Raw genomic sequence first — 25,183 nt, 5'->3', positions numbered from 1 at the left:
ATGGAAAAACGTGAAGAACTCTACCGCGGCAAAGCCAAGTCGGTTTACAAGACCGATGACGCTGACCGCTTGATCCTGCTGTTTCGCAACGACACCTCGGCGTTCGACGGCAAGCGTATCGAACAGCTGGACCGCAAGGGCATGGTGAACAACAAGTTCAACGCCTTCATCATGCAAAAGCTCGAAGCCGCCGGCGTGCCGACCCAGTTCGACAAGCTGCTGGGCGACAACGAATGCCTGGTCAAGAAGCTGGACATGATCCCGGTCGAATGCGTCGTGCGTAACTATGCCGCCGGCAGCCTGGTCAAGCGCCTGGGCGTGGAAGAGGGCATGAAGCTCAACCCTTACACGTTCGAGCTGTTCCTGAAGGACGACGCCAAGGGCGACCCGTTCATCAACGAATCCCACGTCGTGGCATTCGGTTGGGGCACCGCTGAGCAACTGGCGCGCATGAAGGAATTGTCGCTCAAGGTCAACGAAGTGCTGACCAAACTGTTCGACGACGCCGGCCTGCTGCTGGTCGACTTCAAACTCGAATTCGGCGTGTTCAGCGACGGCTCCATCGTCCTGGGTGACGAATTCAGCCCGGACGGCTGCCGCCTCTGGGACAAGGACACCAAGAAGAAGATGGACAAGGACCGCTTCCGCCAAGGCCTCGGTGACGTGATCGAAGCCTACGAAGAAGTCGCCCAACGCCTGGGTGTTCCGCTGTAATCGACGCAAGCATCTGATAGCACGGAAAAAATTTCGCTCGGGGGTTCGCTTCCGGCAAATGTACTGGTATGATGCGCGCCACTGGAGAGATGCCGGAGTGGCCGAACGGGACGGATTCGAAATCCGTTGTACTGGCGACAGTACCTAGGGTTCAAATCCCTATCTCTCCGCCATTATTGAATACGACTAAGCCCCTGAAATGGTTGAACATTTCAGGGGCTTAGTCGTTTCTGGCGTTTGGTTTTGAGGCGTTTTCAGGACGAAGAGCCTTGCTTCATTACCGCTCAGTGCAGTGACGTTGCGTCGTGGCCAGTTGGGCGGGCCTTGGCAGAGCCAAGCAAGAGAGCATAATTCGGCGGAGCAATGGAAATTCCTCAACTGATCAATAGCGAAAGGGCAAGTGCACAAGGCACTGGATCGGCAGCCGGACGCCTGATAGTGCTAAAAGAGTTATAAAACTAAATCCTGATTCAAAAAATGATTGAAAAACTGTCATTTATAACAGTGTTCCTGGCAATGATAATACCTACTATGAAGTTGCCACTTCATGTTATGAGGATTTATTGGATGAATAACTTAAATAAAGTAATTGCCCTGTCCCTGTCAGTGATGTTCTTGGGGATTCATCAAATTGTGCTCGCGGACCAGTGCGAGGATGCTTGGCGTAAAAGCTCAGCTTCTAGAAGTTGCGGGTCGGGGTCGTCGCCTGAGGCAAGGGCGGAATATATTGATAAGGGAGATGGGCAGTGCCGAGTTCGCACTTACTGCGGGACAAATATAAGTACGAATTCATATCCTAACAGCGGTACATATAGCTTGGAGGATATTTCTAAACTGGAAAACATAAATGGAAAATTAAGGTTAGGTGGTCGCTAAATTAGTCGAGCGCTACGCAAGCGCGGCTACAGGTAATGCCGCGCTTGTACCCCGTGCTTTTTATGAATGGAACGGATCGAACGCTAAAATCATTGGGTGTAGACCGCCAATAGGTCCTTCAGCTCATTACGTATTTCATTCTCCAAGTCCTAAAAATTGGCGCTTTATCGCTATAGGTTTTATAGGCGGCAATCCATCACCTGCGATGAAACATTGGTTGGCGCGCACCCGTTCAGCACTTGGTCCTGCTGCTTTCCGAAATGGATCATGCTCGGGACGGTTTTCATGCGGCTATCCATCTCAATGGCAGCTCGCGAATTGTCCAGTTCGATGAAACACGGCTGAGTAGGGTGCGCATTTCGAGACCGCCAATCTTTGTAACAATTAGACTAATGGTCTATAGCTCAAGGCATGGCTGCCGATAGGCAGGTTATCCCCCATGTAAGGAGTGACACCATGCTGCGGTTCTTCGCCGACCTTGGCTTTCGTTGGAAAATCACTCTGCCGATTGCGTTCCTGGCGGTGCTGCTGGTGCTGATGGGGTGGACGGGCATGCGCGGCATCGGTCAGGTGACCGAGTCCAGTACGCAGTTGACCAAGCGCTATCTGCCGGCCATCAGCCTGTTGCTCAATGCCGACCGCGATCTTTATCAGGCCTTTGTGGCCGAGCGCAGTCTGCTGGATGGTCATGCGGATGAGCATATCCAAGCGCTGAGTGCCAGTCATGGCGAGAATGCCAAGCAGGCCTATGACCGTGTGCAGAAATATGCCGCGATGCAGCCCGGCGCAGAGGCTCAGGCCTTGGTCAGCCAGTTCAATGACAGTTTCGGGAAATGGATGCAGGTTTCGCGGCGGGTCGTCGAGCAGTCGGTAGGCGATCCGCAGGGCGCCAGCGCGCTGAGCTTTGGTGACAGCGAGCGCCTGTTCGAAACCATGCGTGATTCAATCGACAAGCTGGGTGATCTGGAAGATGCGGCGTCCCATCGCGAGGGTGATGCGGCCATCGCCAATGGCGAGGCAGTCGGCGTGCAGCAGGGCGTTATTCTGCTGGTTGGCCTGCTCGGTTGCGTCCTGGTTCTGGTTGCCTTGCCGCTTGTGGTGCTGAGCCCGATGCGCCGTTTGTTGCACCGCGTCGAGCAAATCGCAGAAGGCGGCGGCGATCTCAAGGGGCGCCTTGAAGTGCGTTCGTCTGACGAACTCGGGCAATTGGGCAGCGCGTTCAACCGTTTCCTCGACAAGCTGCAGCCGCTGATTGCCGAGGTCGGACGGGTAACCGGGGAAGTGGACTCGGCAGCCCGGGCCATGGCTGCTATGGCTGCGACAAATGACCGGCTGATCAGCAGCGAGCACGCGGCGCTCGACCAGGTCAGCACCGCCGCGACGCAGATGAGCGCCGCTGTGCATGAAGTTGCTCATAACGCGGTCAGTGCCTCGGACGCCGCGCAGCAGGCCACGAGCCAATCCCGCGACGGCGCCGAGGTGGTCAGCAGCACGATCGAGTCGATCCGCCAACTGGCTCACGAAGTGGAAAGTGCCTCGGGCACGATCGAGGCATTGGCCCAGGAAACGTCCAGTATCGGTGCGGTGCTGGAGGTGATCCGTGGCATCGCCGAGCAGACCAATCTGCTGGCGCTGAACGCCGCCATCGAGGCTGCGCGAGCTGGCGAACAGGGTCGTGGTTTTGCCGTGGTGGCCGATGAGGTCAGGGCGCTGGCGGCGCGTACCCAGGATTCGACCAAGGATATCCAGGTCCGCATCGAGCGCTTGCAGAGCGGTGTCGCCAAGGCCGTGCAGGCCATGCAGGTCGGCAGCAGCAAGGCGCGGGACAGCGTCGAGCGCGCCGCCGGTGTCGACCAGGTGCTCAGTGGTACTGGCGGGTCGATCCAGCGGATCAATGACATGGCCGCGCAGATCGCCAATGCCTGTGAAGAGCAGAGCAGCGTGACCGAGGAGATCGCTCGCAACATTTCCGATATTCGTGACCTGTCCAACGAAGCGGCAGCGAACTCCGCCCAAAGCATGCACGCCAGCCAGCAGCTGTCGAACCTGTCGAGGAACCTGGCGGAGCTGACCGGTCGTTTCCGGACCTGAGCAGGTTGCGACCGTGTCCACCGCTGATCTTTTGCACGCATTGCATCAGGACGGTTTTGTCCTGATGCCCGGTGTGTTGACCGCCACGCAAATCACCGAAATACGCCAGGCCATCGACCAACTGAAACCCCGCCACTGGGACTACAGCGGCGTCATCGATCATTACAAATGCGTCTTCAATCGAGACCCGTTCTGGCTGCCGTATCTGGAAGTGGGCGGGGTGATCGAGCTGGCCGAGGCGGCGTTGGGCGAGGATTGCCACATCATTGGGCAGACCGCCTGGCGCTGCCATCCCGGTTTTGTTGGCGCTGCGCTGCACCTGGATTACTTGCCGATGCAGCTGCCCCCCAGCCTGTTGGCCGAGCCTTCTTTTGATCTGCCGATGCAGGTTTTCACCGCACAGTTCTACCTTGATGACATCGAGGCCGACTTGAGCCCGACGCGGGTCATTCCCGGCAGCCACAAGGCGGGGCGGGCGCCCATGGCCGGCGAAACCCAGTGGCAGGGCCGTGCGGCTAAACCGGTGCTGTGCCAGGCGGGTGATGTGCTGATATTGCGCAGCGAGTTGTGGCACGCCGGCAGTGACAACCGGACCGCCGACCGCACCCGCTACATGCTCCAGGTGCACTATGGCCGGCGGATGGTCGCGCAGAAGTTTTCACCTTACCTGCACTGGCAGTTCAATCCCGCGGTGCTGGCCGCCGCGACACCTCGCCAACGGCGGCTGCTGGGCGACCATCAGGAGGCGGAATACGATTGAGCCTGGCTCGGTCAGATCCAGACATCATTGATCGCGGTTCGCGCATTCACTTGTTCGCCGGTGTTGATGACTCCCCGCGGTTCGATCAGCAACAGTTTCACTTCCTGCGCGGCACTGGGCTTGTGCTCGACGCCTTGCTTGACGACATACATCTCGCCCGGGCCGATCAGCACCGCGCCATCGCGAAAGTCGATACGAAGTTCACCGTCCAGCACGATGAAGGTTTCATCCGTGTCGGCGTGGGTGTGCCAGATGAAATCGCCTTCGAGGCGGACGATCTTGAACTGGTAGTCATTCATTTCAGCCACGACTTTCGGTGCCCACTGATCGTGGAACAGCGTGTATTTCTGCGCGAAGTTGATGGGTGAATATCGAGTCATCCTGGCGTGCTCCTCTGTGGTTGATGAGCATCACCTTAGCGCTGGGAACTGCGTGGATATTGGATGATCGTGCAGCTTTTCGCGTTATGCCGTGCGTGCCGCTAGCGCAGCATTTTCAGCCAGCGTGCCGGTGAAATGCCGAAGGCCTGGGTGTGCAGCCGGGTCATGTGGCTCTGGTCGAAAAAGCCGCAGGCCAGTGCGGCTTCGCTCAGTGGCATGCCATGCAGCACCAGACGACGGGCTTCATTCAATCGACGCTGGGTGATGTAGCGATAGGGGCTGGTGCCGTACAGGGCGCGAAAGTCCCGGGACAGGCTCCATCGGTCCCGGCCACTGGCCTGCACGAGATCATCCAGGGTAATGGCCTGATGAAGGGCATCATGAATGAACAGGCGCGCGCGCTCTGCTGCCGGGTAGTCAAGCAGTCGGCGTCCGCGTTGGTGACCTGCCGCGTCAGCCAGTGCCTGGGCCACATCGTAGAGGGCATCGTCTTCCTCCAGCGGATCGAGGTGATGCCCGAGGCTGCCCAAGAGCCTGCGAGTCGCAACGTTGAGCCGAGGATCGTTCGACAACCCGCCTTCGATGAAAGGCAATGGCCTGCCCCCCAATACCTGCTGGATCAATGACGGTTCGATGTAGGACATTCGATAATGAAAACCATCGCTTGTCCCCGCCTCGCCGTCATGGACTTCGTCCGGGTGCAGCACGATGGTTCCGCCGGGCTGGCTATGACGTTTGCTCTGCCGGTAGTTGAAGCTCTGGACCCCGGCGAGCGTGAACCCGATGGCATAGGTGTCATGCCGGTGGGTGCTATAGCCGTGCCCACTGAAGTAGGCTTCGATGCGCTCGAGCTTCTTTGATTCAGGCGCGCGCAGCAGCCAGTCGCGACGGTTACCAGGTTGGGTCATGGAAGGTCGGCTCTCGCTTTTGTCTGCATACGATACCTGTCCGGCACGACCCATCCCAGCGGCGGCTTGTAGTTCAGGGAAAGCTGCTCATCGAGCAGCTTCGAGTGATACGAATGGACGGCTTCAGATTTCCTTTACAGGCGTCTCGCATTGGGCGGTTTTGATCAATCCGATGACGTGAAGGCAGTCCGCCTTGTTCACGTAGGATTCACCGCTGGCGATGGTTTCGTGGTTGCCGGCTCGCAGGCGCCAGCGCCATTGGCCTTGTCCTGTGGTCGGGGTCCCTCGGGTCTGTCGATAGATTTCAAAGTACATCGGTTCGCTCCATGCGATTAACGGATTCAGGACATGCTTGAACATGTCCTGGCAAGCCTAGCCAAGCTGGAATTTTTCGCTAATGGGAATACGTTTCCAATGATTGTGAGATATTTCCGCACATTGCAGCGCTTGCTTGATCCGACCGGAACCAGGAGCAATGGATGAACCGCAACGAATTGCGCAAGGCCGACATCAACCTGATGGTGGTTTTCGAAACGCTGATGCTGGAGCGTAACGTGACACGGGCGGCGGAAAAGCTGTTCCTCGGCCAGCCAACCATCAGCTCGGCCCTGAACCGCTTGCGCACGCTGTTCAACGACCCGTTGTTCATTCGCGTCGGGCATCGCATGGAGCCCACCGCCCGCGCCGAGGAAATCATCCAGCACCTTTCGCCGGCGCTGGATTCGCTGTCGGTGGCCTTGAGCCTGACCCATGATTTCGACCCCTCCAGCAGTGCCATGACGTTTCGCATCGGGCTGTCCGACGATGTCGAGTTCGGCCTCTTGCCGCCGCTGTTGCGCAGCTTGCGGCAGGAGGCGCCGCAGATCGTGTTCGTGGTCCAGCATGTCGATTACTGGCGTATCCCCGATTTGCTGGCCTCGGGCGATATCACTGTCGGCATCAGCCAGACCCGTGGGCTGCCGGCCAATGCCAAGCGCAAGCTGTTGCGACATATCCAGCCCTGCGTGTTGCGCGCCGATGCCTCGGATACCCCGCTGACCCTGGATGAATACTGTTCGCGGCCCCACGTGCTGGTTTCCCATACCGCCAACATCGCCGGGTTTGCTGACGAATGGCTGGCCGAGATCGGTCGCAAGCGCCAGGTAGTGCTGTCGGTGCCGCAGTACAGCGCGCTACCGGCGTTGCTGGCTGGCACCGACCTGATCGCCAGCCTGCCGGACTACACCGCCACCGCCATGGCCGCTTCCGGCCAGGTGTTCTGCGAACCCTTTCCCTTCAAGACACCGACCCTGGACCTCTCCATGGTCTGGCTGAGCCATGTCGACAATGACCCGGCCGAACGCTGGTTGCGGTCCCGCCTGGAGGCTTTCATGAGCGAGCGTGCCGGCTTGCTGGACGAAACAAAACCTGCCTGAAACTGCAAAGTCGAGGTATGGTTGCGCCGACTGTCATCCCAACATCATCTTTTCGAAACGGAGTCGAACACATGCCTCACCTGCACATGGAGTACACCGCGAACCTGACCGAGCTGAACGCCGACGTCGCGCTGTTGCGCATGAACAACGCACTGGTGGCATCCGGTCAGTTCGCCGCCGAGTTCGACATCAAGAGCCGGGCCGTGAAAATCGATACGTTTCGCGTCGGCACCGGCATGGGGGAGCGTGGGTTCGTGCATGTGAAGCTGGCTTTGCTGAGCGGCCGTTCGCCGGAAATCAAGAAGCAGCTGGCCGATAGCCTGCTGGCGGTGATCCAGGATCTTGGCCCATGGCCCGTCGGTGTCAGCGTGCAACTGTGCGTGGAAGTCCTCGATATCGACCGCGGCCCCTACGCCAAGGCCGCCATCGGTCTTTGAGGTTCAAGCGAGGTCTAGCCCGGGACAGGCCTTGACGATCTGTTCACGCAGCCAGGCGTTGGCGCTGTCCTGATCGGCCGCAAGGCTCCATTGCATGTCCAGGGTAAATCCCGGCAACCCCGCCGGCGCCGGGCAGTGCTGGAATGTCGCTGCGCTGGTCAGCAATTGCTGGATGCGACGGGGCAGGGTCAGGAGAAAATCGGTACCGGTAATCATCTTCAACGCCGCGCCGTAACTGTTGGCACGTGCGGCGATCTGCCGTTGCCGAGCCTGCCGCGTCAGCCAGCCGTCGACCATGTTGGTGGGCGACGCCCAAGGCGTGGGAAAAACGTGTCGACGCTGTACGAACGCTTCGATGCTCAACGGCGATTCCAGCGGAGCCGACCGTTTGTCTGTCACGCAGACCAGTTCTTCTTCCAGCAGGCGTTGGGTCTTGAGATCGGCATGGCTGCTGTGGAAATGGGGGCCGAAACAGATCACCAGGTCTAGGCTGCCGTCCCGCAAGTCATCAACGGGAATATCGGCCCCGAGCTTGTGCACGTTCACCACGACAGGCAGGTCTGCATGATCGAAGCCTTGCAGCAGTTGTGGCAGGAGCAGCTGTTCAAAGTATTCCGGTGCGCAAATCTCGAAGGTCACGGCCTGCCGGGTCGGATCGAAGGCCGGCGTGCCGGCATGGCAGAGGTTGATGCTTTGCAAGATGCTGCGCACATGCTCGTGCATGCCTTCGGCCTTGAAGGTGGGGCGCATGCCGGTCCGGGTGTTGATGAACAGTTCGTCGTCAAAGCAGGCCCGCAACTTTTTCAGGCTGTAGCTGACCGTTGACTGGCTGACGCAGAGGATTTCCGCCACACCGGTGACGCTGCCTTGCTCGAATACGGCGCTGAACACCATGAGGTCCTGCATGTCGAGCTTTCTGAGGGTGTTGCTGTTCAGCATCCGTTCTGTCTCTCGCTGTGCTCCTTGCGCGGGGCGTGCGCAAACAGGTTTTGATCCTAACGGAACGAGCGTGTGCAGAGAATGCCGGCCGCTGCTTTTCCCGCTGGCAAGACGGTGTTCAGCCGGCTTGGCGAAGACGATTGTTTAGCCGACGCCAACGCAGACTCCATCAAATCCTGGTTTAACGGCTCCTGGCGTCATGGGAGGCTCTTGTCGAATGTTTTTCCGTGATGCTCCTATGGACGGTTGGCCTGTCGCATTTCAATACCCGCCGTGCCCCGCCATCGTCCTGGTCGGCGCCCAACCGCCTGCCGTGCCTCCAGCATCCTTTGCGCTGCCCTGCGAACTGGCGTTTTGGGCCCTCTGGCATTGTCGCCACGCACGTCCTCCGGATGGCCGCATTTCCTGTTGATTCCTTGAACCGTGCTCGTTGATCGCGAGCACAGGATGACGGTGCCTGATCGCCCGTCCGACACGAAAATACGAGCATTCCCATGAGTCTTGTCGAATCTTCTTTTGCCTCCGTGCAGCAAGCCCAGGCGTTCCTGGCACAGAATCCGGATATCGAGCTGTTCGAATTGTTTATCGTGGATAACAACGGCGTGCCTCGGGGCAAGTGGCTGCATCGGGACGAACTGCTCGCGGTCTACCAGAGTGGCCGGCCGCTGCCGAGCACGATCCTCGGGCTGACGCTCAATGGCGACGATGTTGAGAACTCTGGCCTGGTCTGGGACGTCGGTGATATCGATTGTCGTGCCTACCCCATCAGCGACAGTTTGCAGCGCATGCCGTGGCGGCGGATTCCTACCGCCGCCGTGCAAGTCGGCATGCATCCCCGGGAGGGCATGCCTGCGGCCATCGCCGATCCGCGCTATCTGCTCAGTCGGGTGATCGAAGCCTTGCAGGCGCAGGGTTATTACCCGGTGATGGCGGCGGAGCTGGAGTTCTACCTGCTGGATGCGCAACGGGACAGCGAGGGGCGACCGCAACCGGCGCGGGATGCAGATGGGAGCAGGCCGCGTTCCACCCAGGTCTATGGTTTGCGTGAGCTGGAGCAGATCGAGCCCTTCCTTGCTGATCTTTATGCGGCCTGCAAGCTGCAGGGTATCCCCGCTCGGACAGCCATTTCCGAATACGCGCCGGGCCAGGTCGAGATCACCCTTGAACACCGCACCGATGCCCTGCAAGCCATGGATGACGCAGTGCGCTACAAACGGCTGGTCAAGGGCGTGGCGCACCAGCACGGCATGGCGGCCTGTTTCATGGCCAAACCGTTCGATCACCTGGCGGGTTCCGGCATGCACATGCATGTCAGTCTCGCCGACCGGGAGGGCAATAACCTGTTTGCCAGCGAAGCCGCCGACGGCACGCCGTTGCTGCGTCATGCGGTGGGCGGAATGCTCGCAACCTTGCTCGATTCGCTGCTGTTGTTTTGCCCGAACGCCAACTCCTACCGCCGTTTCCAAAGCCACAGCTACGCGCCGCTGGCAGCGACCTGGGACGTGGACAACCGCACCGTCAGCCTGAGAGTCCCGGGTGGCCCGGCCTTTTCTCGGCACATCGAACACCGTATCTGCGGTGCCGATGCCAATCCGTACCTGGCCGCAGCGGCGATCCTGGCCGGTATCCATCGGGGCATACGCGAACAGCGCGATCCCGGAGCGCCTGTCGAGGGCAACGGGTACGCCCAGGCGAGCCAATTGTTGCCCACCGACTGGCTGACCACCTTACGTGCCCTTGAGTCTTCGACATGGGCGCGGGAAGCGTTGGGGGATGAATTCCTTGGCGTCTACCTGGCGGTCAAGCGCGCCGAATATCGCCAGTTCATGGGCGAAGTCGGCGAGCAGGATTGGCGTTGGTACCTGAACCAGGCCTGAAGTGTTTTGAAGTGGCTGTTGAAAAATTATTTAACAGCAACTTTTTCACGAAAAATTGATGGTGGGCTGCCTAAAGTTTGTGTTGCCGTAGCAAATGAATTTTTCACATTTGCCTACGGCAGGTCTTTTTAAAGAGCAACTTTCAGGAAGTCTCCAACCCTCATGCTGACTATTAAAGCCGTGCGCCCCGAGTGGGTGACGCTGGTCGCCAGTGCCTTTTTGTTAGTGGCCTTCAACGCCATTCTCTGGCAACACCTGCTCGCCATCACGGCGGCGGACGGACACGGTGTGTTGCTGTGCATGGCGTTTGCCGTGATGGTGTTCTGCGCGTTCAATCTGGTGCTGACACTGGTGGCGTTCCGTGCGCTGCTCAAGCCGGTGTTGATGCTGTTGTTCATGATCAGCGCCGGGGTCGCTTATTTCATGGCCCAATACGGTGTTTTGATTGATGCCGGCATGTTGCGTAACTTTGCCGAAACCAATGCCACGGAAGTGCGTGACCTGATGTCGTTAAAGTTGTTTGGCTACCTTTTACTGTTAGGTGTACTGCCTGCATGGTTATTGTTCAAGACCCCGATAAGTTATCGTCGCTGGCCCAGGGAGTTGTTAAGCAAGTTGCTCGTCGGCGTCGTCTCGGCTGCGCTGTTGGGCGGGGTTGCCTTGATCAATTACCAAGGGTTGTCTTCGCTGTTTCGCAATCATCACGAGTTGCATCTGATGGTGGTGCCGAGCAACTACATCGGCGCCTCGATCGGCTACTTGCGCGAGCAGGTCGCCTCGGCCAAGCAGCCGTTCATTACATTGGGCGAGGATGCGCAGCGCAACCCGGCCTGGCAAACCCATGGGCGCAAATCCCTGACGGTGCTGGTAGTGGGCGAGAGCGCGCGTGCGGAGAACTTCGGCATTCTCGGCTATCACCGCGATACCACACCGCAGTTGGATAAAGAGGCCGGCCTGATTGCCTTTACCGACGTGCATTCCTGCGGCACCGAGACCGCCGTGTCGGTGCCGTGCATGTTTTCCAACATGGGCCGCAAGAACTACGACGCGAGCAAGGCCAAGAATGAAGAGGGCCTGCTGGATGTGCTCAAGCGCGCCGGACTGGAAGTGATCTGGCGCGACAACCAGTCCGGCTGCAAAGGCACCTGTGATCGGATTGCGGTGCAGGACGTGAGTAATCTCAAGGACCCGGCCCTGTGTGCCAACAGTGAATGCCGCGATGAAATCCTGCTCCAGGGCCTGCAGCAGTTCATCGATACCCTCGACAAGGACACGGTGCTGGTGTTGCACCAGATGGGCAGCCACGGACCGGAATACTTCAAGCGTTATCCCAAGGAGTACGAGCATTTCACCCCGGTGTGTGAAAGCAACGCGTTGAATAATTGCAGCCGAGAAAGCATCGTCAACGGCTACGACAATACGTTGGTATACACCGATCACGTGCTGTCGACGCTGATCGACCTGCTGCGGGCGAATCAGGACAAGGTCGACACGGCCATGCTGTACCTGTCGGACCATGGCGAGTCGCTTGGCGAATACAACCTGTTCCTCCATGGCACGCCTTATATGCTCGCTCCGGAGCAACAGAAGCATGTGGCGATGCTGGCCTGGTTCTCCGACGGTTATCAGAAAGCCTTCTCGGTCGATACGCATTGCCTGCAACTGAGTCGGGACAAACCCCTCAGCCAGGACAACCTGTTTCATTCGATGCTCGGGCTGCTGGAGGTCAACAGCAAGGTCTACAACCAGGAGCTGGACATGTTTGCCGGTTGTCGCGGCGCAGTCATAGACGGCGTGCTGGCCCGTGAGTAGAAGTTTCCTACACCTTTTTTTCACGCGGCACTGTTTAAGCTGTTGCTCACTTATTTTTACTGAGCTGTGAGTATGCCCGGGCAATCCCCATCCACCGTCGAGCTTGAGTTCACCCGACAGCACGAGCAGGAGCATGCGCAAACGTGCCGTCAACCGGCGCCTCGGCGGTTGCGCCTGGTGTTCTGGCGTGACGAGCAGTTGGTGCGCAACGCTCTGAAGGCCGCCGGCGAGCCCGGCCTGGTGCTGGATGTGGCGTGCGGGGCGGGGCGCTTCTGGCCGGTGCTGGCCGAACATGCCAACCGGGTGATCCTGGCGGCGGACCCGTCGCCGCAAATGCTTGATCACGCGCTCGCCCACCACGAGCAAGCGTTGCTTGAGCGGGTCAGGACCTTCCCGAGTTCCGCGTTCACCCTCGGGCTATCCGCGAACGCGGTGGACTGTATTTTTTGTCTGCAACTGTTTCTGCATATCCAGGCCAGCGAGCATCGCCTGGCGTTGCTGCGCGAATTCCATCGGGTCAGCCGCGACACAGTGATCGTGTCGGTCCAGATCGAGGGCCGGCTGAGAACCGGCCAGCCGCCACCCAGGCGCCTGGTCGACCGGGCCCGGGTCGAAGCCGAGTTTATCGAGGCCGGTTTCAGCGTGCAGTGGTATCAGGATTTCCTGCCCGGTTTCGCCTTGAAGCGAGTTTATGTATTACGTAAGACCAGTTAACCGCTGATGTAGGACTATTCTTGCGTTTGCGCAGGCGATTTCTCTAAAGCTCTTGCTCCGTAGATGCTCGCAATCGCCGACGGCGATATATACTGCGCGCCATTCTTCAAGGGAGAGCCGTGTGGCCATCGATATTCACTGGATTCGCGACAACGATAGCCTCGGTCGGTTTTGCGCCGAATGGCAACAGTTGCCATTCGTCGCCCTCGACACCGAATTCATGCGGGTCGACACCTTTTATCCCATCGCCGGCTTGCTGCAGATCGGTGACGGTAAAAGCGCCTACCTGATCGACCCATTGACCATTGATGACTGGCAACCCTTGGCTGCGCTGCTGGAGAACCCGGCAGTGCTCAAGGTGTTGCATGCCTGCAGCGAGGATCTGGAAGTCTTGCTGCGCCTGACGGGCAGCCTGCCCGCGCCGCTGTTTGACACCCAGCTGGCCGCCGCTTACCTGAACCTGGGCTTTTCGATGGGTTACTCGCGGCTGGTGCAGGAAGTGCTGGGTATCGAGTTGCCCAAGGGCGAGACCCGTTCCGACTGGTTGCAGCGGCCCCTTTCCGAGACGCAGATCAGCTACGCCGCCGAGGATGCCGTGCACCTGGCGGAAGTTTTCGTCGAGTTGCGCCCGAAGCTTTCCGATGAAAAATACGCCTGGGTATTGGAGGATGGCGCCGAGCTGGTGGCCAACCTGCGGCGTGAAATCGACCCGTATGAGGTCTACCGCGACGCCAAGCTGGCCTGGAAGCTCTCCCGTGCGCAACTGGCCGTGCTGCGCGAGTTGTACGCCTGGCGCGAACGCGAGGCGCGAGCCCGTGACCTGCCGCGTAACCGCATTATCCGCGAGCATTCGCTGTGGCCCCTGGCCCGCACGCAGCCGGATAACCTCGGCGCGCTGGCAAAAATAGAAGACATGCACCCGCGCACGGTGCGTCAGGACGGCGAATTCCTGCTGGACCTGATCAAGCGTGCCGGCAGCGTGCCGCCCGAACAATGGCCGCCCGCCGTGGCCGAGCCGCTGCCCATCGAGGCCGCGGCGCTGCTCAAGCGCCTCAAGGCGCTGGGCCAGGCTGAAGCCGAGCGCCTGGGCATTGCTCCTGAATTGATGCTTCGCAAGAAAACCCTCGAAGCCCTGATCAAGAGCGGCTACCCCGAGGGACCTTACCAACTGCCCGATTCGCTGCGTGGCTGGCGCCGCGAGTTGATGGGCCAGGCGCTGCTCGACAGCCTGGCCACCGCCGGAGAACAGCCTTGAAACGTATCTGCTCCATCTACCGAAGCTCGAAGAAAAACGAGATGTACCTGTATGTGCTCAAGAGCGAGGCATTGGCCCGTGTGCCTGAGCCATTGATGGCGGCCTTCGGCAAGGCGATCCATGCCTTCGACCTGGTTCTGAGCCCGGAGCGGCAATTGTCCCGCGAAGACATCAACAAGGTGCTTGAGAATCTCGATACCCAGGGTTATCACCTGCAGATGCCACCGGCGGAAGACGAGTACATCGAGCATCTGCCCGAAGAGTTGTTGCGCCGCAACGACCCGGTCTGATTGCCTTGGGCGTCCGTCCTGGGGGCTCTCGAAACACTGGAATGATTATCGGGATGGCCGCGAAGATGGAGCAACACTCTGTCGGCGGCCGTTTGCACTGTTTTTGAAAGGTTTGATTCATGCGCGTTCTGATTGCCGAACACGACCACGCGATGTATGCCCAGCTCCTGCGCCAGGCTGCAGCCGATATCGAAATCCTGACCAGCGGCGACTCCGCTGAACTGTCACGCCTGGCCGCCGATTGCCCGGTCTGGCTCGGCCAGCCGGACTTGCTGGCGACCTTGTTGCGTCAGGGCCACAAGCCCCGTTGGTTGCAATCGACCTGGGCGGGGATCACGCCGCTGCTGGCCGAGGGCCTGACCCGTGACTACCGTCTGACCCGCGCGGTGGGCATTTTTGGCCAGGTCATGGCCGAATATGTGCTCACCTACATGCTCGGCCATGAGCGCGAAGTCCTGGCGCGCCTGGTCAGCCAGGTGGAGCGCAAATGGGATAATCGCCAGAGCCAGAGCCTGGCGGGCCGCAAGGTATTGATCGTCGGGACCGGCGATATCGGTCGCCGCGTGGCTGAGTTCCTGGTGCCATTTGGCGTGCAGTTGTACGGCATCGCCAGTGAAGCTCGGGAGTTGGCGCCGTTTATTGAAGTTGGCGCGTTGCAGGACTTGCCCCGTCTGGTGGGCGAGGTGGACTACGTGATCAACCTGTTGCCGAATACACCGGACACTCACGATATCTACGACGCGGCGTTGTTCAAGCAATTCAAACCCACCGGGCTGTTCATCAATGTCGGCCGTGGCGTGGCCGTGGTCGACGCGGACCTGGTGCAAGCGTTGCAGGACGGGCACCTGGCCGGTGCGGTAATCGACGTGTGCCGCCAGGAGCCGTTGCCACAGCGCCATCCGTTCTGGACCGCCTGGGGATTGTTGCTGACCGGCCACAGCTCCGCACCGACGTCGCCGCCGATGATGGTGCAGCTGTTCCTGGAGAACCTGCGAGCCTATGAGGCCGGCGAAGCGTTGCGCGGGGAAGTGGATTTCAGTCGGGGCTACTGATCCGGCATTCAATGCGGTCCATTGTGGGAGCGAGCCTGCTCGCGAAAGCGGTGTGTCAGTCGACATCCCTATGTCTGACTGGGCGCTTTCGCGAGCAGGCTCGCTCCCACAGGGATTGTGTCGAGATCAGAGGGTGAAATCACCCTCGGCCACCAGTTCGCTCAACGGCCGGCGCGGGCTCGGGACTTCGCGGGCCTGGAGGTAGTCGGCCAGCGTCGATTTGTCTCCCAGCTTGCCAATCGCCACGGCCGCGTGCAGAGCGTAGCCGTCGGGGATCTTCAGTTCCTTGCGGGTCAGCTCCTGGTCGAAGCCGGCCATGCCATGGGTGTGCCAGCCGCTGAGGCTCGCTTGCAACGCCAGGTGGCCCCAGGCCGCGCCCGTGTCGAAGGTGTGGCACTGGGCCGGGGTTTCCTCGGTGGCGCCGGGCACCGCGAAGGTGGTTTTCGAGGCGATGATCACCAGCGCCGAGGCGTGTTGGGCCCAGCCACGGTTGAATTCGTTGAGCAAGCCCAGGTAACGCTCCCAGTTCGGCGTGTCGCGACGGGCATACAGGAAACGCCACGGCTGCGAGTTATAGGCCGAAGGCGCCCAGCGCGCGGCTTCGAAGAAGCTCAGCAGGGTTTCTTCGCAAATGCTTTCAGCGGTGAAAGCGCGGGGGGACCAGCGTTCGATGAACTGGGGGTGGATGGCGTATTCGGCGATGAGGGGATTGGCACTCATGGGCTTACCTTGGCTGGGATCGGGAACGTGATGAAGCAACCTACGTCCGGACATCCGGGCTGACAAGCCCCCTTGTACCGACAGTCGCCAATGCTTGGCCTCAAGAGGCCCCGGCACTAGACTGTCGGCCTTTTCACCACGTGATGTTGATGCTTGAGCCATGGCCGCCAAAGTCGAACCGTTCTGGATACGCAAAACCCTCGATCAGCTTGATTCACAGGAGTGGGAATCGCTGTGTGACGGCTGTGGCCTGTGCTGCCTGCAAAAGCTCGAAGACGAAGACGACAACAGCGTCTACTACACGCGCATCGCCTGCAAGTTGCTCGACCTGAAGACATGTCAGTGCACCGATTACCCCAATCGTCGCGACTTTGTTCCTGATTGCATCCAGCTCACGCCGGGCAAGGCCGATGAGTTCAAATGGTTGCCGCCAACCTGCGGCTATCGCCTGGTCAGCGAGGGCAAGGACCTGCCGCTGTGGCACCATCTGGTCTGCGGCGACCGTGACGCGGTGCACCACGAACGCATTTCCCAATCCGGGCGCATGCTCGCCGAAGGCAGCGTGGCTGAAGAGGATTGGGAAGATCACCTGATTTTCCGCGCCGGCTGAACCACCCGCCATCGCACCCCAGGAGAGCCCATGGCTGCAGGATTGAAATGGTTGCTGGCGGCCGGGCTGCTGGCAGTGAGCGGACCGCTGTGGGCGGTGCAGAAAGTCGATCTGGATTATCACGTCCACCTGTTGCCGCAGAGCGACCAGGCCGAAGTGCGCCTGACGCTGGCGCGGGGCTCGGCGGTGCGCAGCCTGGATTTCGATCTTGGAAGCGATGATCGCTACAGTGATTTCAAAGCCGATGGCCAGTGGCAACTGACTCCCGGTCACGAAGCTCGGGGCGTCTGGCGCCCAGCCGCCGACAAGGCGAGCCTGACTTATCGCGTCCGCCTCAGCGAGTCGCGCAAGAACGGCTCCTTTGAGACCCGCATGACCCCCGGATGGGCGCTGCTGCGCGGTGATGACCTGGTACCGCCAGCCAGGCTGGATCAGCAGGACGGCACCGAGCTGGTGTCACGCCTGGAATTCGAATTGCCGGGTGGCTGGCAAAGCATCGAGACGCCCTGGCCGCGTATCGGCAAGCAGCGTTTTCGCATCGACAACCCTTCGCGCCTGTTCGACCGGCCGACGGGCTGGATGCTGGCCGGCAAGCTCGGCAGCCGCCGCACGCGCTTGGGCGAGACCGAAGTGACCGTGGCTTCGCCGCGAGGCCAGGGCATGCGGCGGATGGACGTGCTGACGCTGCTGACCTTCGTCTGGCCGCAGGTGCAGGCAATCGTGCCGCGCCATCCGGCCAAGCTGTTGATCGTTGGCGCGGGCGATCCGATGTGGCGTGGCGCCCAGGGCGGCCATGAATCGATTTACCTGCACAGCCGTCCGGCATTGGTCAGCGAACGGGGCAGCAGCCCGTTATTGCGGGAGTTGGTCCAGGTGCTGGCGCGCATCAACGATCATGATCGCAGCGATTGGATCAGCGAAGGGCTCAACGAGTATTACGCCATCGAATTGCTGCGCCGTGCCGGCGGCATGAGCGACGAGCGTTACCAGGCATTGAATGATCGACTCGCCCGGGACAGCAAGGGCGTCACGACATTGCGTGGTGAACAGGTGAGCCCTGCAATGGTGTCCAAGGCGGTGCTGCTGTTGCAGGAGCTTGATCGGGAAATTCGCCTGAAGACCCGCAACAAGCGTTCGCTGGATGATGTGCTGCAAGGGGCGATGCGGTTGGAAACCGTCGACACCGAGGAGTTTGTGCAGCTCAGCGAGAGCATCCTGGGTGGAGGCTCAACTGTTCTGGATACACGGTTACTTCAGTAGTACCGCTTTCGCGAGCAAGCTCGCTCCCACATTGATCGAGCCGTACACAACATGGTGTATCACTAAAAATCCTGTGTGGGAGCGAGCTTGCTCCGGGCGGCGTTCCGACGATGAGGCCATCAGCCTCACCGCAAAAATCAGAGCCCAGCCTTCGGCGAAACCAACGAATCATTCCCCGTCACCGTAGCGGTGCCGGTCGCCGCCTCGGCATTGGTTTTCATGCGGCTCAGTTCATCGCCGGCCTGCTCGATCCGGGCGCGGGCGTCGTGCAGGTGCTGACGATTTTTTTCCAACAGGGTCTTGGCCGAACAATGCCCGGTGATGCCGCGGGCCAGGGCCATGCCGCCGATTGCCAGTTGGGCCAGGCCGATCACACCGCCGCGGCGCAAGCCCTTGCCCATCATCAGCACCCCACCGGCCAGTGACCCAAGGCGCTCCCAGCCGTGCACATTCTGCGGGCTGCGGGTTTGGAAAGGGGTGGTCTCAACCGGCCCGAACGGATTGTTGTCGCTCATGATCTGTCTCCAGTGTGGGGATGTGTATAAAGCTGACTGCCAGAGCGAATCCGTCGTTCCATGGAATTTCCCGCCGGTCAGCGAAATTGCGGCCCCGAGCGGGTGTTGTTGCCTTTGGCCATGCGGTCGTAGAGCACGACGTTGACTGTAGCGGCCAGGTTCATGCAGCCGTTGGTGGGGATATAGATCACGTCTTCGCACCAGTCGCGGATGTCCTTGTCCAGGGAACCGTCTTCCGGGCCGAAGATGTACAGGGCCCGGTCCGGATGGGTGTATTCGGGCAAGGGACGGGCGCCGTCCACCAGCTCGACGGCCACCGGCACGCAGCCCAGGGGCAGGATTTTTTTCAGGTCGTCGATGCCGATCAGCGGGATGTCGTAGTGGACTTTTTTGGTGTCGGTAACGAAGTCGGCAGCGCGTTCGTAGCGCTTGCCGGTATAGAACACCGACGCGACGCCGTAACAGCCGGCGGCACGCATGACCGAACCGACGTTTTCCGGCGACTTGGGGTTGAACAGACCGATGCAGCTGTAGCGTTTGTTGGCCACGGACGGGGGTGCCTTTGGGAAAAGGCGCGATTATACGGGGAATGGCTGAGGGTGGTCAGGTTCGAGATCAGTGGTGGGCTGGTTGACCGCCTTCGCGAGCAGGCTCGCTCCCACACTGGATTTTCGGCGTCCACAAAACCTGTGGGAGCGAGCTTGCTCGCGATGGCGGCCTGACTGTCTGCAACATTTTCGGGTAATGACGACTACTCGTCTTTTTTCATCAACCCGGCTAACGCGGCGAAGGGGTTATGCGTCGCCTTGGCGATCTTCGGCGTGCTCAGGGAGCCGTCGCCGAAGTATTGCTGGTCGGTGTAGCGCGAGTGCTCGTTGTCGTGGCAGTACAGGCACAGCAGTTCCCAGTTGGAACCGTCCTGCGGGTTGTTGTCGTGGTTGTGGTCACGGTGATGGACGGTCAGTTCGCTCAGGCGCTTGCCGGAAAACTCACGGGCGCAGCGACCGCAGACGTGGGGGTACATTTTCAGGGCTTTGTCGCGGTAGCCCATTTCCCGGTCGCGCTGGGCGTCGGCGAGGATGCGGTCGAGCTTGGCGGTGTTGGACGGTGGGGTGGACGAACTCATGGGTTCACCTTTGTAAAAAGACTGATGACGGTTGGACAGAGTTTAGCTCAGCCCTTGAGCTTCTCGGCAATCCAGATGGTGTGGCGGGTGCCTTTGTTGCCATGGGCGAACACTTGCACCTCTTCGGCCTTGAAACCGGCCTTTTTCAGCTTGTCGGAAAACTGCCGGTCAGCGCTGGCCGACCATACCGCCAGCACGCCCTTGGGGCGCAGCGCCTTGGCGCACGCGGCCAGGCCGCCGGCCGAATACAGCCAACTGTTGGCTTTCTGGGTAAGGCCTTCCGGGCCGTTGTCGACATCCAGCATGATCGCGTCGAACCCCTGCGGCTCGGCTTGCAGGACCTTGGCGACGTCTTCCATGCGGATCACGGTGCGCGGGTCCGACAGCGGTCGCCCGGCCTTTTCGCCGAGGGGGCCGCGGTTCCACTCGACCACCCCCGGGACCAGTTCAGCCACCACCACTTCGGCGCTCTTGCCCAGGTGCTTGAGGGCGGAGGCGAGGGTGAAGCCCATGCCGAGACCACCGATCAGTACCCGCGAGCCGGGACGGCCGGCGACCTTGCGACAGGGAATCTCGGCCAGGGCATCTTCGGAACCGTGCATGCGGGTATTCATCAACTGTCCGCCGTCACCGCCCTGGATCTTGATGACGAAGTCTTCGCCATACTCGAAAAGGCACAAGGCACCGCCGTTGTCGGGAATGGGCGTGGTGTCGAGCAGAACGAAACGTTTCATGGAAATCTCATGGGAATGGGGCAGACCGGCCCGGTTGGGACTAGCCTGAAAGCAGACAATAGCCACGGAGCCATTGATGAAGTGCACCATTCTAACGGCCATTGCCGTGGCGGCGCTCTCGATAAGTTGCGCCCAGGCCCAGCAGCCGACGATTCCCGTCAACCCGCCGAGCATCCCCGGGGCGCCGGGCACCGCCACGCCCATGCCGTATCCGCCAGTCACGCCCAACGGCGTGCCCAAGGCTGCCCCACCGGGTGGCGGCCCGCCGCTGTTGCCGCCGATCGAAATGCCCAGGCCGCCGAAGGACCAGCCGATCCCGGGCATGGAACCGAAGCCGGCGAAGGCGAAGTCGCCGGGGGGGTAGATCGCCAAATACCTGTGGGAGCGAGCCTGCTCGCGAAAGCGGTGTGTCAGGCAACACAACACTGACTGATCTGACGCCTTCGCGAGCAGGCTCGCTCCCACAGGTTCTGTATTTGCTGATAGAAAGCGCTACACCTGCTGCGACAGCAACTGCCCGTCGGCCATGCGCAGGCGCTTGGACAGGGAGACGGCGAGGGCGCGGATGATCTTGGCGGCGATCTTCGGTGCGTCGTTGAGCATTTTTTCCAGGGAGTCCTTGCCCAGGTTCAACAACTGACATTCGGTGGCGGCGATGCAACTGGCCGAGCGTCGTTCGCCGTCGAGCACGGCCATTTCGCCGAAGGCGCGGCCGCTGCGCAGCGTGGCGATGGTCACGGGCTGGCCGTCGGGGCCGGTTTTCTGCACGGCCACCTGGCCGGTGTGAAGGATGCACATGAAACTGCCGGCATCGCCTTCGCGAAAAATCGCTTCGCCCTGGGCGACGGTACTGATGCTGAAATAGCCCGATGCCGCGGCGAAGTCAACGGGCAGCAGTTGGTCGAAGAGACCACAGTCCATCAGCCAGTCGCGAATTTGGTTGTTCAGTAAGGTCGGTTCTGACATGTCGTCACGGTCTTTTCTTATCGTGTTCTGCGGTTTTGGATTGTCTTGAATGTAAGGCGATTCCCTGTGGGAGCGAGCCTGCTCGCGAATTCGGTCTTTCAGCCAACGTTGGGGCAGGCCGATCCACCGTCATCGCGAGCAGGCTCGCTCCCACATTTGATCCAGTCGAGCCAGGTATGGAGCTAAGACCCAGCCATCCCGCAGAGTTCCTCAAGCCACGCGCAAAACCTTCAAGACAAATGCATATTCGAGCGCTACGTCACGCAATCCCTGGTAGCGGCCGCTCATGCCGCCATGGCCAGCGCCCAGTTCGGTCTTGAGCAGCAGCGGGTTTTCGTCGGTCTTGGTCGCGCGCAGTTTCGCCACCCACTTGGCCGCTTCCCAGTACTGCACGCGGCTGTCGTTGTAGCCGGCGACCACCAGCATTGCCGGATACGCCTGGGCGCGGACGTTTTCGTACGGCGCGTAGGCCCGGATCCGATCATAGACGTCCGGCTCCTCGGGGTTGCCCCATTCGTCGTATTCGGTCACGGTCAGTGGCAGTTCGGGGTCGAGCATGGTGTTGAGCACGTCGACGAACGGCACTTCGGCGATCGCCACCTTGAACAGCTCCGGGCGTTGGTTGAGGACTGCGCCGATCAGCAGGCCACCGGCGCTGCCGCCGCTGATCGCCAACTGATCGGCCGAGGTGAAGCCCTGGGCGATCAGGTGCTCGGCGCAAGCGATGAAATCACTGAAAGTGTTGTGCTTGTGCTCCTGCTTGCCGGCTCGATACCAGGCCTCGCCCAGTTCGCCGCCGCCACGCACATGGGCGATGGCAAACGCTACACCACGATCCAGCAGGCTCAAGCGCGAATGAGAAAACCACGGGTCGAGGCTTTCGCCATAGGCGCCGTAGCCGTACAAGTACAGCGGCACGGGCTTGCCCAAGGCCTCGCGCTTGACCACCAGGCTGATGGGCACTTGCGTACCGTCCGGTGCCGTCGCCCAAAGCCGTTGGCTGACATACGCATCGGCATCAAACGGACCCAGTACCGGGGTTTGCTTGAGTACGACCTGAGCACCGCTGGCCAGGTCCAGCTGGCGGATCTGCGCCGGACGATTCAGCGCTTCGTAGCGCAGGCGAATGCGCTCGCTGACAAACTCCAGGCTGTTCTGCACGTGCAGGCTGTAGGCCGCGTCCGGCAATTGCACCCGATAGGCCGGTAAACCTTGTGGGTGGACTTCGATGATCGGCAGGCCGCCCTCGCGCAGGCTCAATGTCATGGCGCTGGCGTTCAGGCTCAGGCCGTCGATCATCACCGTGTCACTGTGGGGGATCAGGTTCTGCCAGTCCGCTTCGGCCGGCGCTTCGCCCATATCGGGCGCCTGGTACAGGGCGAAATTGATGCCGTCGCGGTTGCTGCGGATAAACCAGGTCCATTGCCCTTCGAGCAGGCCATGGTCGACATCGTATTCGTGGTTCTCTACCCGTGGCGCGACGCAGGTAAACGGTTGTTGTGGTTGCGCCGCGTCCAGCACCCAGACTTCGCTGGTGGTCTTGCTGCCCAGGGACAGGATCAACTGCCGCTCGGAGCTTGAACGGTAGCAATGCAGGAAAAAGCGCCCGTCCGGCTCATGGAACACTTCTTCGGCGGCGGTGCCGTCCAGGCGATAGCGCAACAGCTTGTGCGGGCGATGGGTATCGTCAAGTTCGCCGAAGAACAGCGTCAGGCTGTCGTTGGCCCAGGTCATGCTGCCGTCGCAGTTTTCGAAGGACAGTTCGCTGACCTTGTCGTTGGACAGCTCCTTGACGAACAGCGTGTAGATCTCATCGCCGCTGGTGTCCAGGCTGTAGGCCAGACGCTGATGGTCGGGGCTGATGCTGAACGCGCCGAGGGAAAAGAAACCGCCGCCGGCCAGCGCGTTCGGGTCCAGCAACAGCTGTTCACGACTTTCATCGACCGTCAGGCTGTCATCGGCCGGACGCGGGCAACGGTAATGGCGAGCGTATTCATCACCCGCCGTGGTGCGGGTGTAATACAGGTAAGGGCCCCAGGGCGAGGGCAGGGAGAGGTCGGTTTCGAGGATTCGTCCCTTGATTTCCTGGAACAGCGTTTCGCGCAGTTCGGCCTGATCGGCGAGCCGGGCTTGCTGGTAGCTGTTTTCAGCCTTCAGGTATTCGAGCACGGCGTCGGTGTCGCGCTCCTGCAGCCAGGCGTAGGGGTCAACACCGGGGGCCTTGCGGGCAATCGGGGCGTCGGGAACGTGGGCGGATAGGGGCATGGAAAAACTCTCAAGCATGATACGAACAGGGACAAGTGGCCGACGGGGTCAGTTCGGTAGCCGGACCGAAAAACTCACCCCGCCGGGCATCCGGCAGATGCCGGGGCAGCCTGACGAGCGAAAAGCCGTTACTATAAGCGCCTCTTTGCCTGCCTTGCCATGGACACCATGACCGAGAACGATTATCTGATTGCCTGGGGTCTCTACGCCTTCGCCGCCCTCGGCTGCCTCCTGGTGTGGATGCGCATGACCCGCTTCATGTGGCGCTGGTTGCGCGAGCCGCTGCGGCTGCTGATGGCGGTGTTGCTGTTCAGCCCGACCATCGTCGACCCGGTGAAGGAAAAGGTCGCCCCGGCGCTGGCCATTGCCGCCCTGGACTTGCTCTTCAAGGTTGGCAACAACGTCTGGCGCGCAGCGTCCGACCTGCTCATGTACGCCATGATCGCCTTCGGCCTCTATCTGGTCCTGGTGCTGATCCGTATTCCTGTCGAACGCGCGGCCAAGGCTCGCCAGGAGCGGGCCGCCGCAGCCAAAGCGGCCGCCGCTGCCGAGCCTGACGACGAGCCTGCGTTCGGCGTGGCCGGTGACGACCGTTATGGTCGCCCACCCGTGCCGAGCAATCCCCAGCGTTCGCGTATCGAACCGCGCCTGTAACCGGGCTGCCCAATCAAACGAGGGTTCGAGCATGTGTGAGTTATTGGGCATGAGCGCCAATGTGCCGACCGATATCGTCTTCAGCTTCACCGGGCTGATGCAGCGCGGCGGCAAGACCGGGCCGCACCGCGACGGCTGGGGCATCGCTTTTTATGAAGGCCGTGGCCTGCGCCTGTTCCAGGACCCGGCCGCCAGCAGCGAGTCGGAAGTGGCGAACCTGGTGCAACGCTATCCGATCAAGAGCGAAGTGGTCATCGGTCACATCCGCCAGGCCAACGTCGGCAAGGTCTGCCTGTCCAACACCCACCCGTTCGTGCGGGAGTTGTGGGGGCGCAACTGGTGTTTCGCCCACAACGGCCAGCTCGCCGATTTCCAGCCGGGCGTGAGTTTCTACCGCCCGGTGGGCGATACCGACAGCGAGGCGGCGTTCTGCGACCTGCTCAACCGCGTGCGCCAGGCTTATCCTGAGCCGGTGGAGGTCGAGCAGTTGCTGCCGGCCTTGATCGAGGCGTGCAGCGAATACCGCAGCAAGGGCGTGTTCAACTGCCTGCTCAGCGACGGCGACTGGCTGTTCTGCTATTGCTCGACCAAACTGGCGCAGATCACCCGGCGCGCACCGTTCGGCCCGGCGCGGCTGAAAGATGTGGACGTGATTGTCGATTTCCAGGCCGAAACCACGCCCAACGACGTGGTCACGGTGATTGCCACCGAACCCTTGACCGAAAACGAAACCTGGACCCGCTACGAACCGGGCCAATGGAGCCTGTGGCGACGCGGCGAATGCGTCAGCCACGGCCGGACCGAATAAGGACG

The 25,183-nt window shown here is 60.8% G+C and carries 27 protein-coding genes, 1 tRNA gene and 1 pseudogene; 18 read left to right on the top strand and 11 right to left on the bottom strand.

All coding sequences use genetic code 11. The features are described 5' to 3' along the window. From purC to J3P96_RS21115, 5 genes and pseudogenes are all read left to right on the top strand, one after another. Entirely contained in the window at positions 1 to 714 is a 714-nt protein-coding gene (gene purC / locus J3P96_RS21135) for a phosphoribosylaminoimidazolesuccinocarboxamide synthase (protein ID WP_025212375.1), read from the top strand. 83 nt (positions 715 to 797) lie between these two features. Next, positions 798 to 887, top strand: a tRNA-Ser gene (locus J3P96_RS21130). 1,114 nt (positions 888 to 2,001) lie between these two features. Next, positions 2,002 to 2,775, top strand: a pseudogene (locus tag J3P96_RS21125) (MCP four helix bundle domain-containing protein); the annotation flags it as partial. A 117-nt stretch (positions 2,776 to 2,892) separates the two neighbouring features. Continuing rightward, a complete protein-coding gene (locus tag J3P96_RS21120) occupies positions 2,893 to 3,681 on the top strand; it encodes a methyl-accepting chemotaxis protein (RefSeq protein ID WP_370871136.1) in 789 nt (262 codons plus the stop codon). Positions 3,682 to 3,694: 13 nt separating this feature from the next. Beyond that, complete coding sequence (locus tag J3P96_RS21115) at positions 3,695 to 4,441, top strand: phytanoyl-CoA dioxygenase family protein (RefSeq protein WP_434653350.1); 747 nt, start codon at positions 3,695 to 3,697, stop codon at positions 4,439 to 4,441. Positions 4,442 to 4,452: 11 nt separating this feature from the next. Here the strand turns inward: J3P96_RS21115 and J3P96_RS21110 are convergent, their stop codons facing one another. The 3 genes from J3P96_RS21110 to J3P96_RS21100 all read right to left on the bottom strand — a co-directional run bounded on the left by J3P96_RS21110 (position 4,453) and on the right by J3P96_RS21100 (position 6,044). Next, on the bottom strand, positions 4,453 to 4,821 hold the full coding sequence (locus J3P96_RS21110; protein ID WP_305496201.1) for a cupin domain-containing protein: 369 nt from the start codon (positions 4,819 to 4,821) through the stop codon (positions 4,453 to 4,455). Between the two features lie 101 nt (positions 4,822 to 4,922). After that, the gene (locus J3P96_RS21105; RefSeq protein ID WP_434653348.1) at positions 4,923 to 5,729 is read right to left on the bottom strand and encodes an AraC family transcriptional regulator; all 807 of its coding nucleotides are present in this window, start codon (positions 5,727 to 5,729) and stop codon (positions 4,923 to 4,925) included. Between the two features lie 123 nt (positions 5,730 to 5,852). Further along, the gene (locus J3P96_RS21100) at positions 5,853 to 6,044 is read right to left on the bottom strand and encodes a YegP family protein (RefSeq protein WP_305496199.1); all 192 of its coding nucleotides are present in this window, start codon (positions 6,042 to 6,044) and stop codon (positions 5,853 to 5,855) included. Positions 6,045 to 6,208: 164 nt separating this feature from the next. On the opposite strand from J3P96_RS21100, the gene J3P96_RS21095 reads away from it, so the two are divergent. Together J3P96_RS21095 and J3P96_RS21090 are read left to right on the top strand one after the other, a co-directional pair. After that, positions 6,209 to 7,144 carry a LysR substrate-binding domain-containing protein gene (locus tag J3P96_RS21095; protein ID WP_305496198.1) on the top strand — a complete coding sequence of 312 codons (936 nt, stop codon included), beginning with the start codon at positions 6,209 to 6,211 and terminating at the stop codon, positions 7,142 to 7,144. A gap of 71 nt (positions 7,145 to 7,215) precedes the next feature. Further along, positions 7,216 to 7,581: a 5-carboxymethyl-2-hydroxymuconate Delta-isomerase gene (locus J3P96_RS21090; protein ID WP_305496197.1), complete on the top strand. Its 366-nt coding sequence runs from the start codon at positions 7,216 to 7,218 to the stop codon at positions 7,579 to 7,581. 3 nt (positions 7,582 to 7,584) lie between these two features. On the opposite strand, the gene J3P96_RS21085 is transcribed toward J3P96_RS21090, so the two are convergent. After that, positions 7,585 to 8,520, bottom strand: a complete 936-nt coding sequence (locus J3P96_RS21085) for a LysR substrate-binding domain-containing protein (protein ID WP_434653346.1) — start codon at positions 8,518 to 8,520, stop codon at positions 7,585 to 7,587. Positions 8,521 to 9,014: 494 nt separating this feature from the next. Between J3P96_RS21085 and J3P96_RS21080 the strand changes: the two genes are divergently transcribed. The 6 genes from J3P96_RS21080 to J3P96_RS21055 all read left to right on the top strand — a co-directional run bounded on the left by J3P96_RS21080 (position 9,015) and on the right by J3P96_RS21055 (position 15,520). Further along, the gene (locus tag J3P96_RS21080) at positions 9,015 to 10,397 is read left to right on the top strand and encodes a glutamine synthetase family protein (RefSeq protein WP_434653344.1); all 1,383 of its coding nucleotides are present in this window, start codon (positions 9,015 to 9,017) and stop codon (positions 10,395 to 10,397) included. A gap of 162 nt (positions 10,398 to 10,559) precedes the next feature. Beyond that, the gene (locus J3P96_RS21075) at positions 10,560 to 12,209 is read left to right on the top strand and encodes a phosphoethanolamine transferase (protein WP_434653342.1); all 1,650 of its coding nucleotides are present in this window, start codon (positions 10,560 to 10,562) and stop codon (positions 12,207 to 12,209) included. Between the two features lie 72 nt (positions 12,210 to 12,281). Beyond that, the gene (locus J3P96_RS21070; RefSeq protein ID WP_434653340.1) at positions 12,282 to 12,923 is read left to right on the top strand and encodes a class I SAM-dependent methyltransferase; all 642 of its coding nucleotides are present in this window, start codon (positions 12,282 to 12,284) and stop codon (positions 12,921 to 12,923) included. Between the two features lie 121 nt (positions 12,924 to 13,044). Then, positions 13,045 to 14,178 carry a ribonuclease D gene (gene rnd / locus J3P96_RS21065; RefSeq protein WP_434653338.1) on the top strand — a complete coding sequence of 378 codons (1,134 nt, stop codon included), beginning with the start codon at positions 13,045 to 13,047 and terminating at the stop codon, positions 14,176 to 14,178. Then, positions 14,175 to 14,468 (top strand): YcgL domain-containing protein, encoded by a 294-nt coding sequence (locus J3P96_RS21060; protein WP_030141193.1) that lies wholly within the window; start codon positions 14,175 to 14,177, stop codon positions 14,466 to 14,468. The genes rnd and J3P96_RS21060 overlap by 4 nt, the downstream gene beginning before the upstream one ends. A 119-nt stretch (positions 14,469 to 14,587) precedes the next feature. After that, a complete protein-coding gene (locus J3P96_RS21055) occupies positions 14,588 to 15,520 on the top strand; it encodes a D-2-hydroxyacid dehydrogenase (protein ID WP_434625407.1) in 933 nt (310 codons plus the stop codon). Positions 15,521 to 15,646: 126 nt separating this feature from the next. Here the strand turns inward: J3P96_RS21055 and J3P96_RS21050 are convergent, their stop codons facing one another. After that, positions 15,647 to 16,240 (bottom strand): nitroreductase family protein, encoded by a 594-nt coding sequence (locus tag J3P96_RS21050; RefSeq protein WP_434653336.1) that lies wholly within the window; start codon positions 16,238 to 16,240, stop codon positions 15,647 to 15,649. Positions 16,241 to 16,400: 160 nt separating this feature from the next. On the opposite strand from J3P96_RS21050, the gene J3P96_RS21045 reads away from it, so the two are divergent. Further along, positions 16,401 to 16,850: a YcgN family cysteine cluster protein gene (locus tag J3P96_RS21045; RefSeq protein WP_003184256.1), complete on the top strand. Its 450-nt coding sequence runs from the start codon at positions 16,401 to 16,403 to the stop codon at positions 16,848 to 16,850. 30 nt (positions 16,851 to 16,880) lie between these two features. Beyond that, the gene (locus J3P96_RS21040; RefSeq protein WP_434653334.1) at positions 16,881 to 18,110 is read left to right on the top strand and encodes a hypothetical protein; all 1,230 of its coding nucleotides are present in this window, start codon (positions 16,881 to 16,883) and stop codon (positions 18,108 to 18,110) included. A gap of 137 nt (positions 18,111 to 18,247) precedes the next feature. On the opposite strand, the gene J3P96_RS21035 is transcribed toward J3P96_RS21040, so the two are convergent. The 4 genes from J3P96_RS21035 to J3P96_RS21020 form a co-directional block, all read right to left on the bottom strand. Further along, positions 18,248 to 18,625 (bottom strand): YgaP family membrane protein, encoded by a 378-nt coding sequence (locus tag J3P96_RS21035; RefSeq protein WP_434653332.1) that lies wholly within the window; start codon positions 18,623 to 18,625, stop codon positions 18,248 to 18,250. A gap of 77 nt (positions 18,626 to 18,702) precedes the next feature. After that, the gene (locus J3P96_RS21030) at positions 18,703 to 19,173 is read right to left on the bottom strand and encodes an RNA methyltransferase (protein WP_264432809.1); all 471 of its coding nucleotides are present in this window, start codon (positions 19,171 to 19,173) and stop codon (positions 18,703 to 18,705) included. Between the two features lie 203 nt (positions 19,174 to 19,376). Then, positions 19,377 to 19,751, bottom strand: coding sequence for a YajD family HNH nuclease (locus J3P96_RS21025; RefSeq protein WP_003184246.1), 375 nt, complete (start codon positions 19,749 to 19,751; stop codon positions 19,377 to 19,379). Between the two features lie 47 nt (positions 19,752 to 19,798). After that, complete coding sequence (locus tag J3P96_RS21020) at positions 19,799 to 20,485, bottom strand: spermidine synthase (protein ID WP_030141186.1); 687 nt, start codon at positions 20,483 to 20,485, stop codon at positions 19,799 to 19,801. Positions 20,486 to 20,561: 76 nt separating this feature from the next. On the opposite strand from J3P96_RS21020, the gene J3P96_RS21015 reads away from it, so the two are divergent. Continuing rightward, the gene (locus tag J3P96_RS21015; RefSeq protein ID WP_434653330.1) at positions 20,562 to 20,849 is read left to right on the top strand and encodes a hypothetical protein; all 288 of its coding nucleotides are present in this window, start codon (positions 20,562 to 20,564) and stop codon (positions 20,847 to 20,849) included. A gap of 128 nt (positions 20,850 to 20,977) precedes the next feature. Here J3P96_RS21015 and J3P96_RS21010 read toward each other — a convergent pair whose 3' ends face one another. Then, entirely contained in the window at positions 20,978 to 21,451 is a 474-nt protein-coding gene (locus J3P96_RS21010; protein WP_434569467.1) for a cyclic nucleotide-binding domain-containing protein, read from the bottom strand. A 210-nt stretch (positions 21,452 to 21,661) separates the two neighbouring features. Next, positions 21,662 to 23,716 carry a S9 family peptidase gene (locus J3P96_RS21005; RefSeq protein ID WP_434653328.1) on the bottom strand — a complete coding sequence of 685 codons (2,055 nt, stop codon included), beginning with the start codon at positions 23,714 to 23,716 and terminating at the stop codon, positions 21,662 to 21,664. Between the two features lie 159 nt (positions 23,717 to 23,875). Here J3P96_RS21005 and J3P96_RS21000 point away from each other — a divergent pair, with 159 nt between their 5' ends. Together J3P96_RS21000 and J3P96_RS20995 are read left to right on the top strand one after the other, a co-directional pair. Continuing rightward, complete coding sequence (locus J3P96_RS21000) at positions 23,876 to 24,370, top strand: MFS transporter (protein WP_305496183.1); 495 nt, start codon at positions 23,876 to 23,878, stop codon at positions 24,368 to 24,370. A gap of 31 nt (positions 24,371 to 24,401) precedes the next feature. Beyond that, on the top strand, positions 24,402 to 25,178 hold the full coding sequence (locus tag J3P96_RS20995) for a class II glutamine amidotransferase (protein ID WP_305496182.1): 777 nt from the start codon (positions 24,402 to 24,404) through the stop codon (positions 25,176 to 25,178). Positions 25,179 to 25,183: the final 5 nt, after the last annotated feature.

This window comes from Pseudomonas sp. R3-56 (assembly GCF_051132075.1).
Classification (GTDB): domain Bacteria; phylum Pseudomonadota; class Gammaproteobacteria; order Pseudomonadales; family Pseudomonadaceae; genus Aquipseudomonas.
This window is presented reverse-complemented; position numbering and strand designations above follow the sequence as displayed.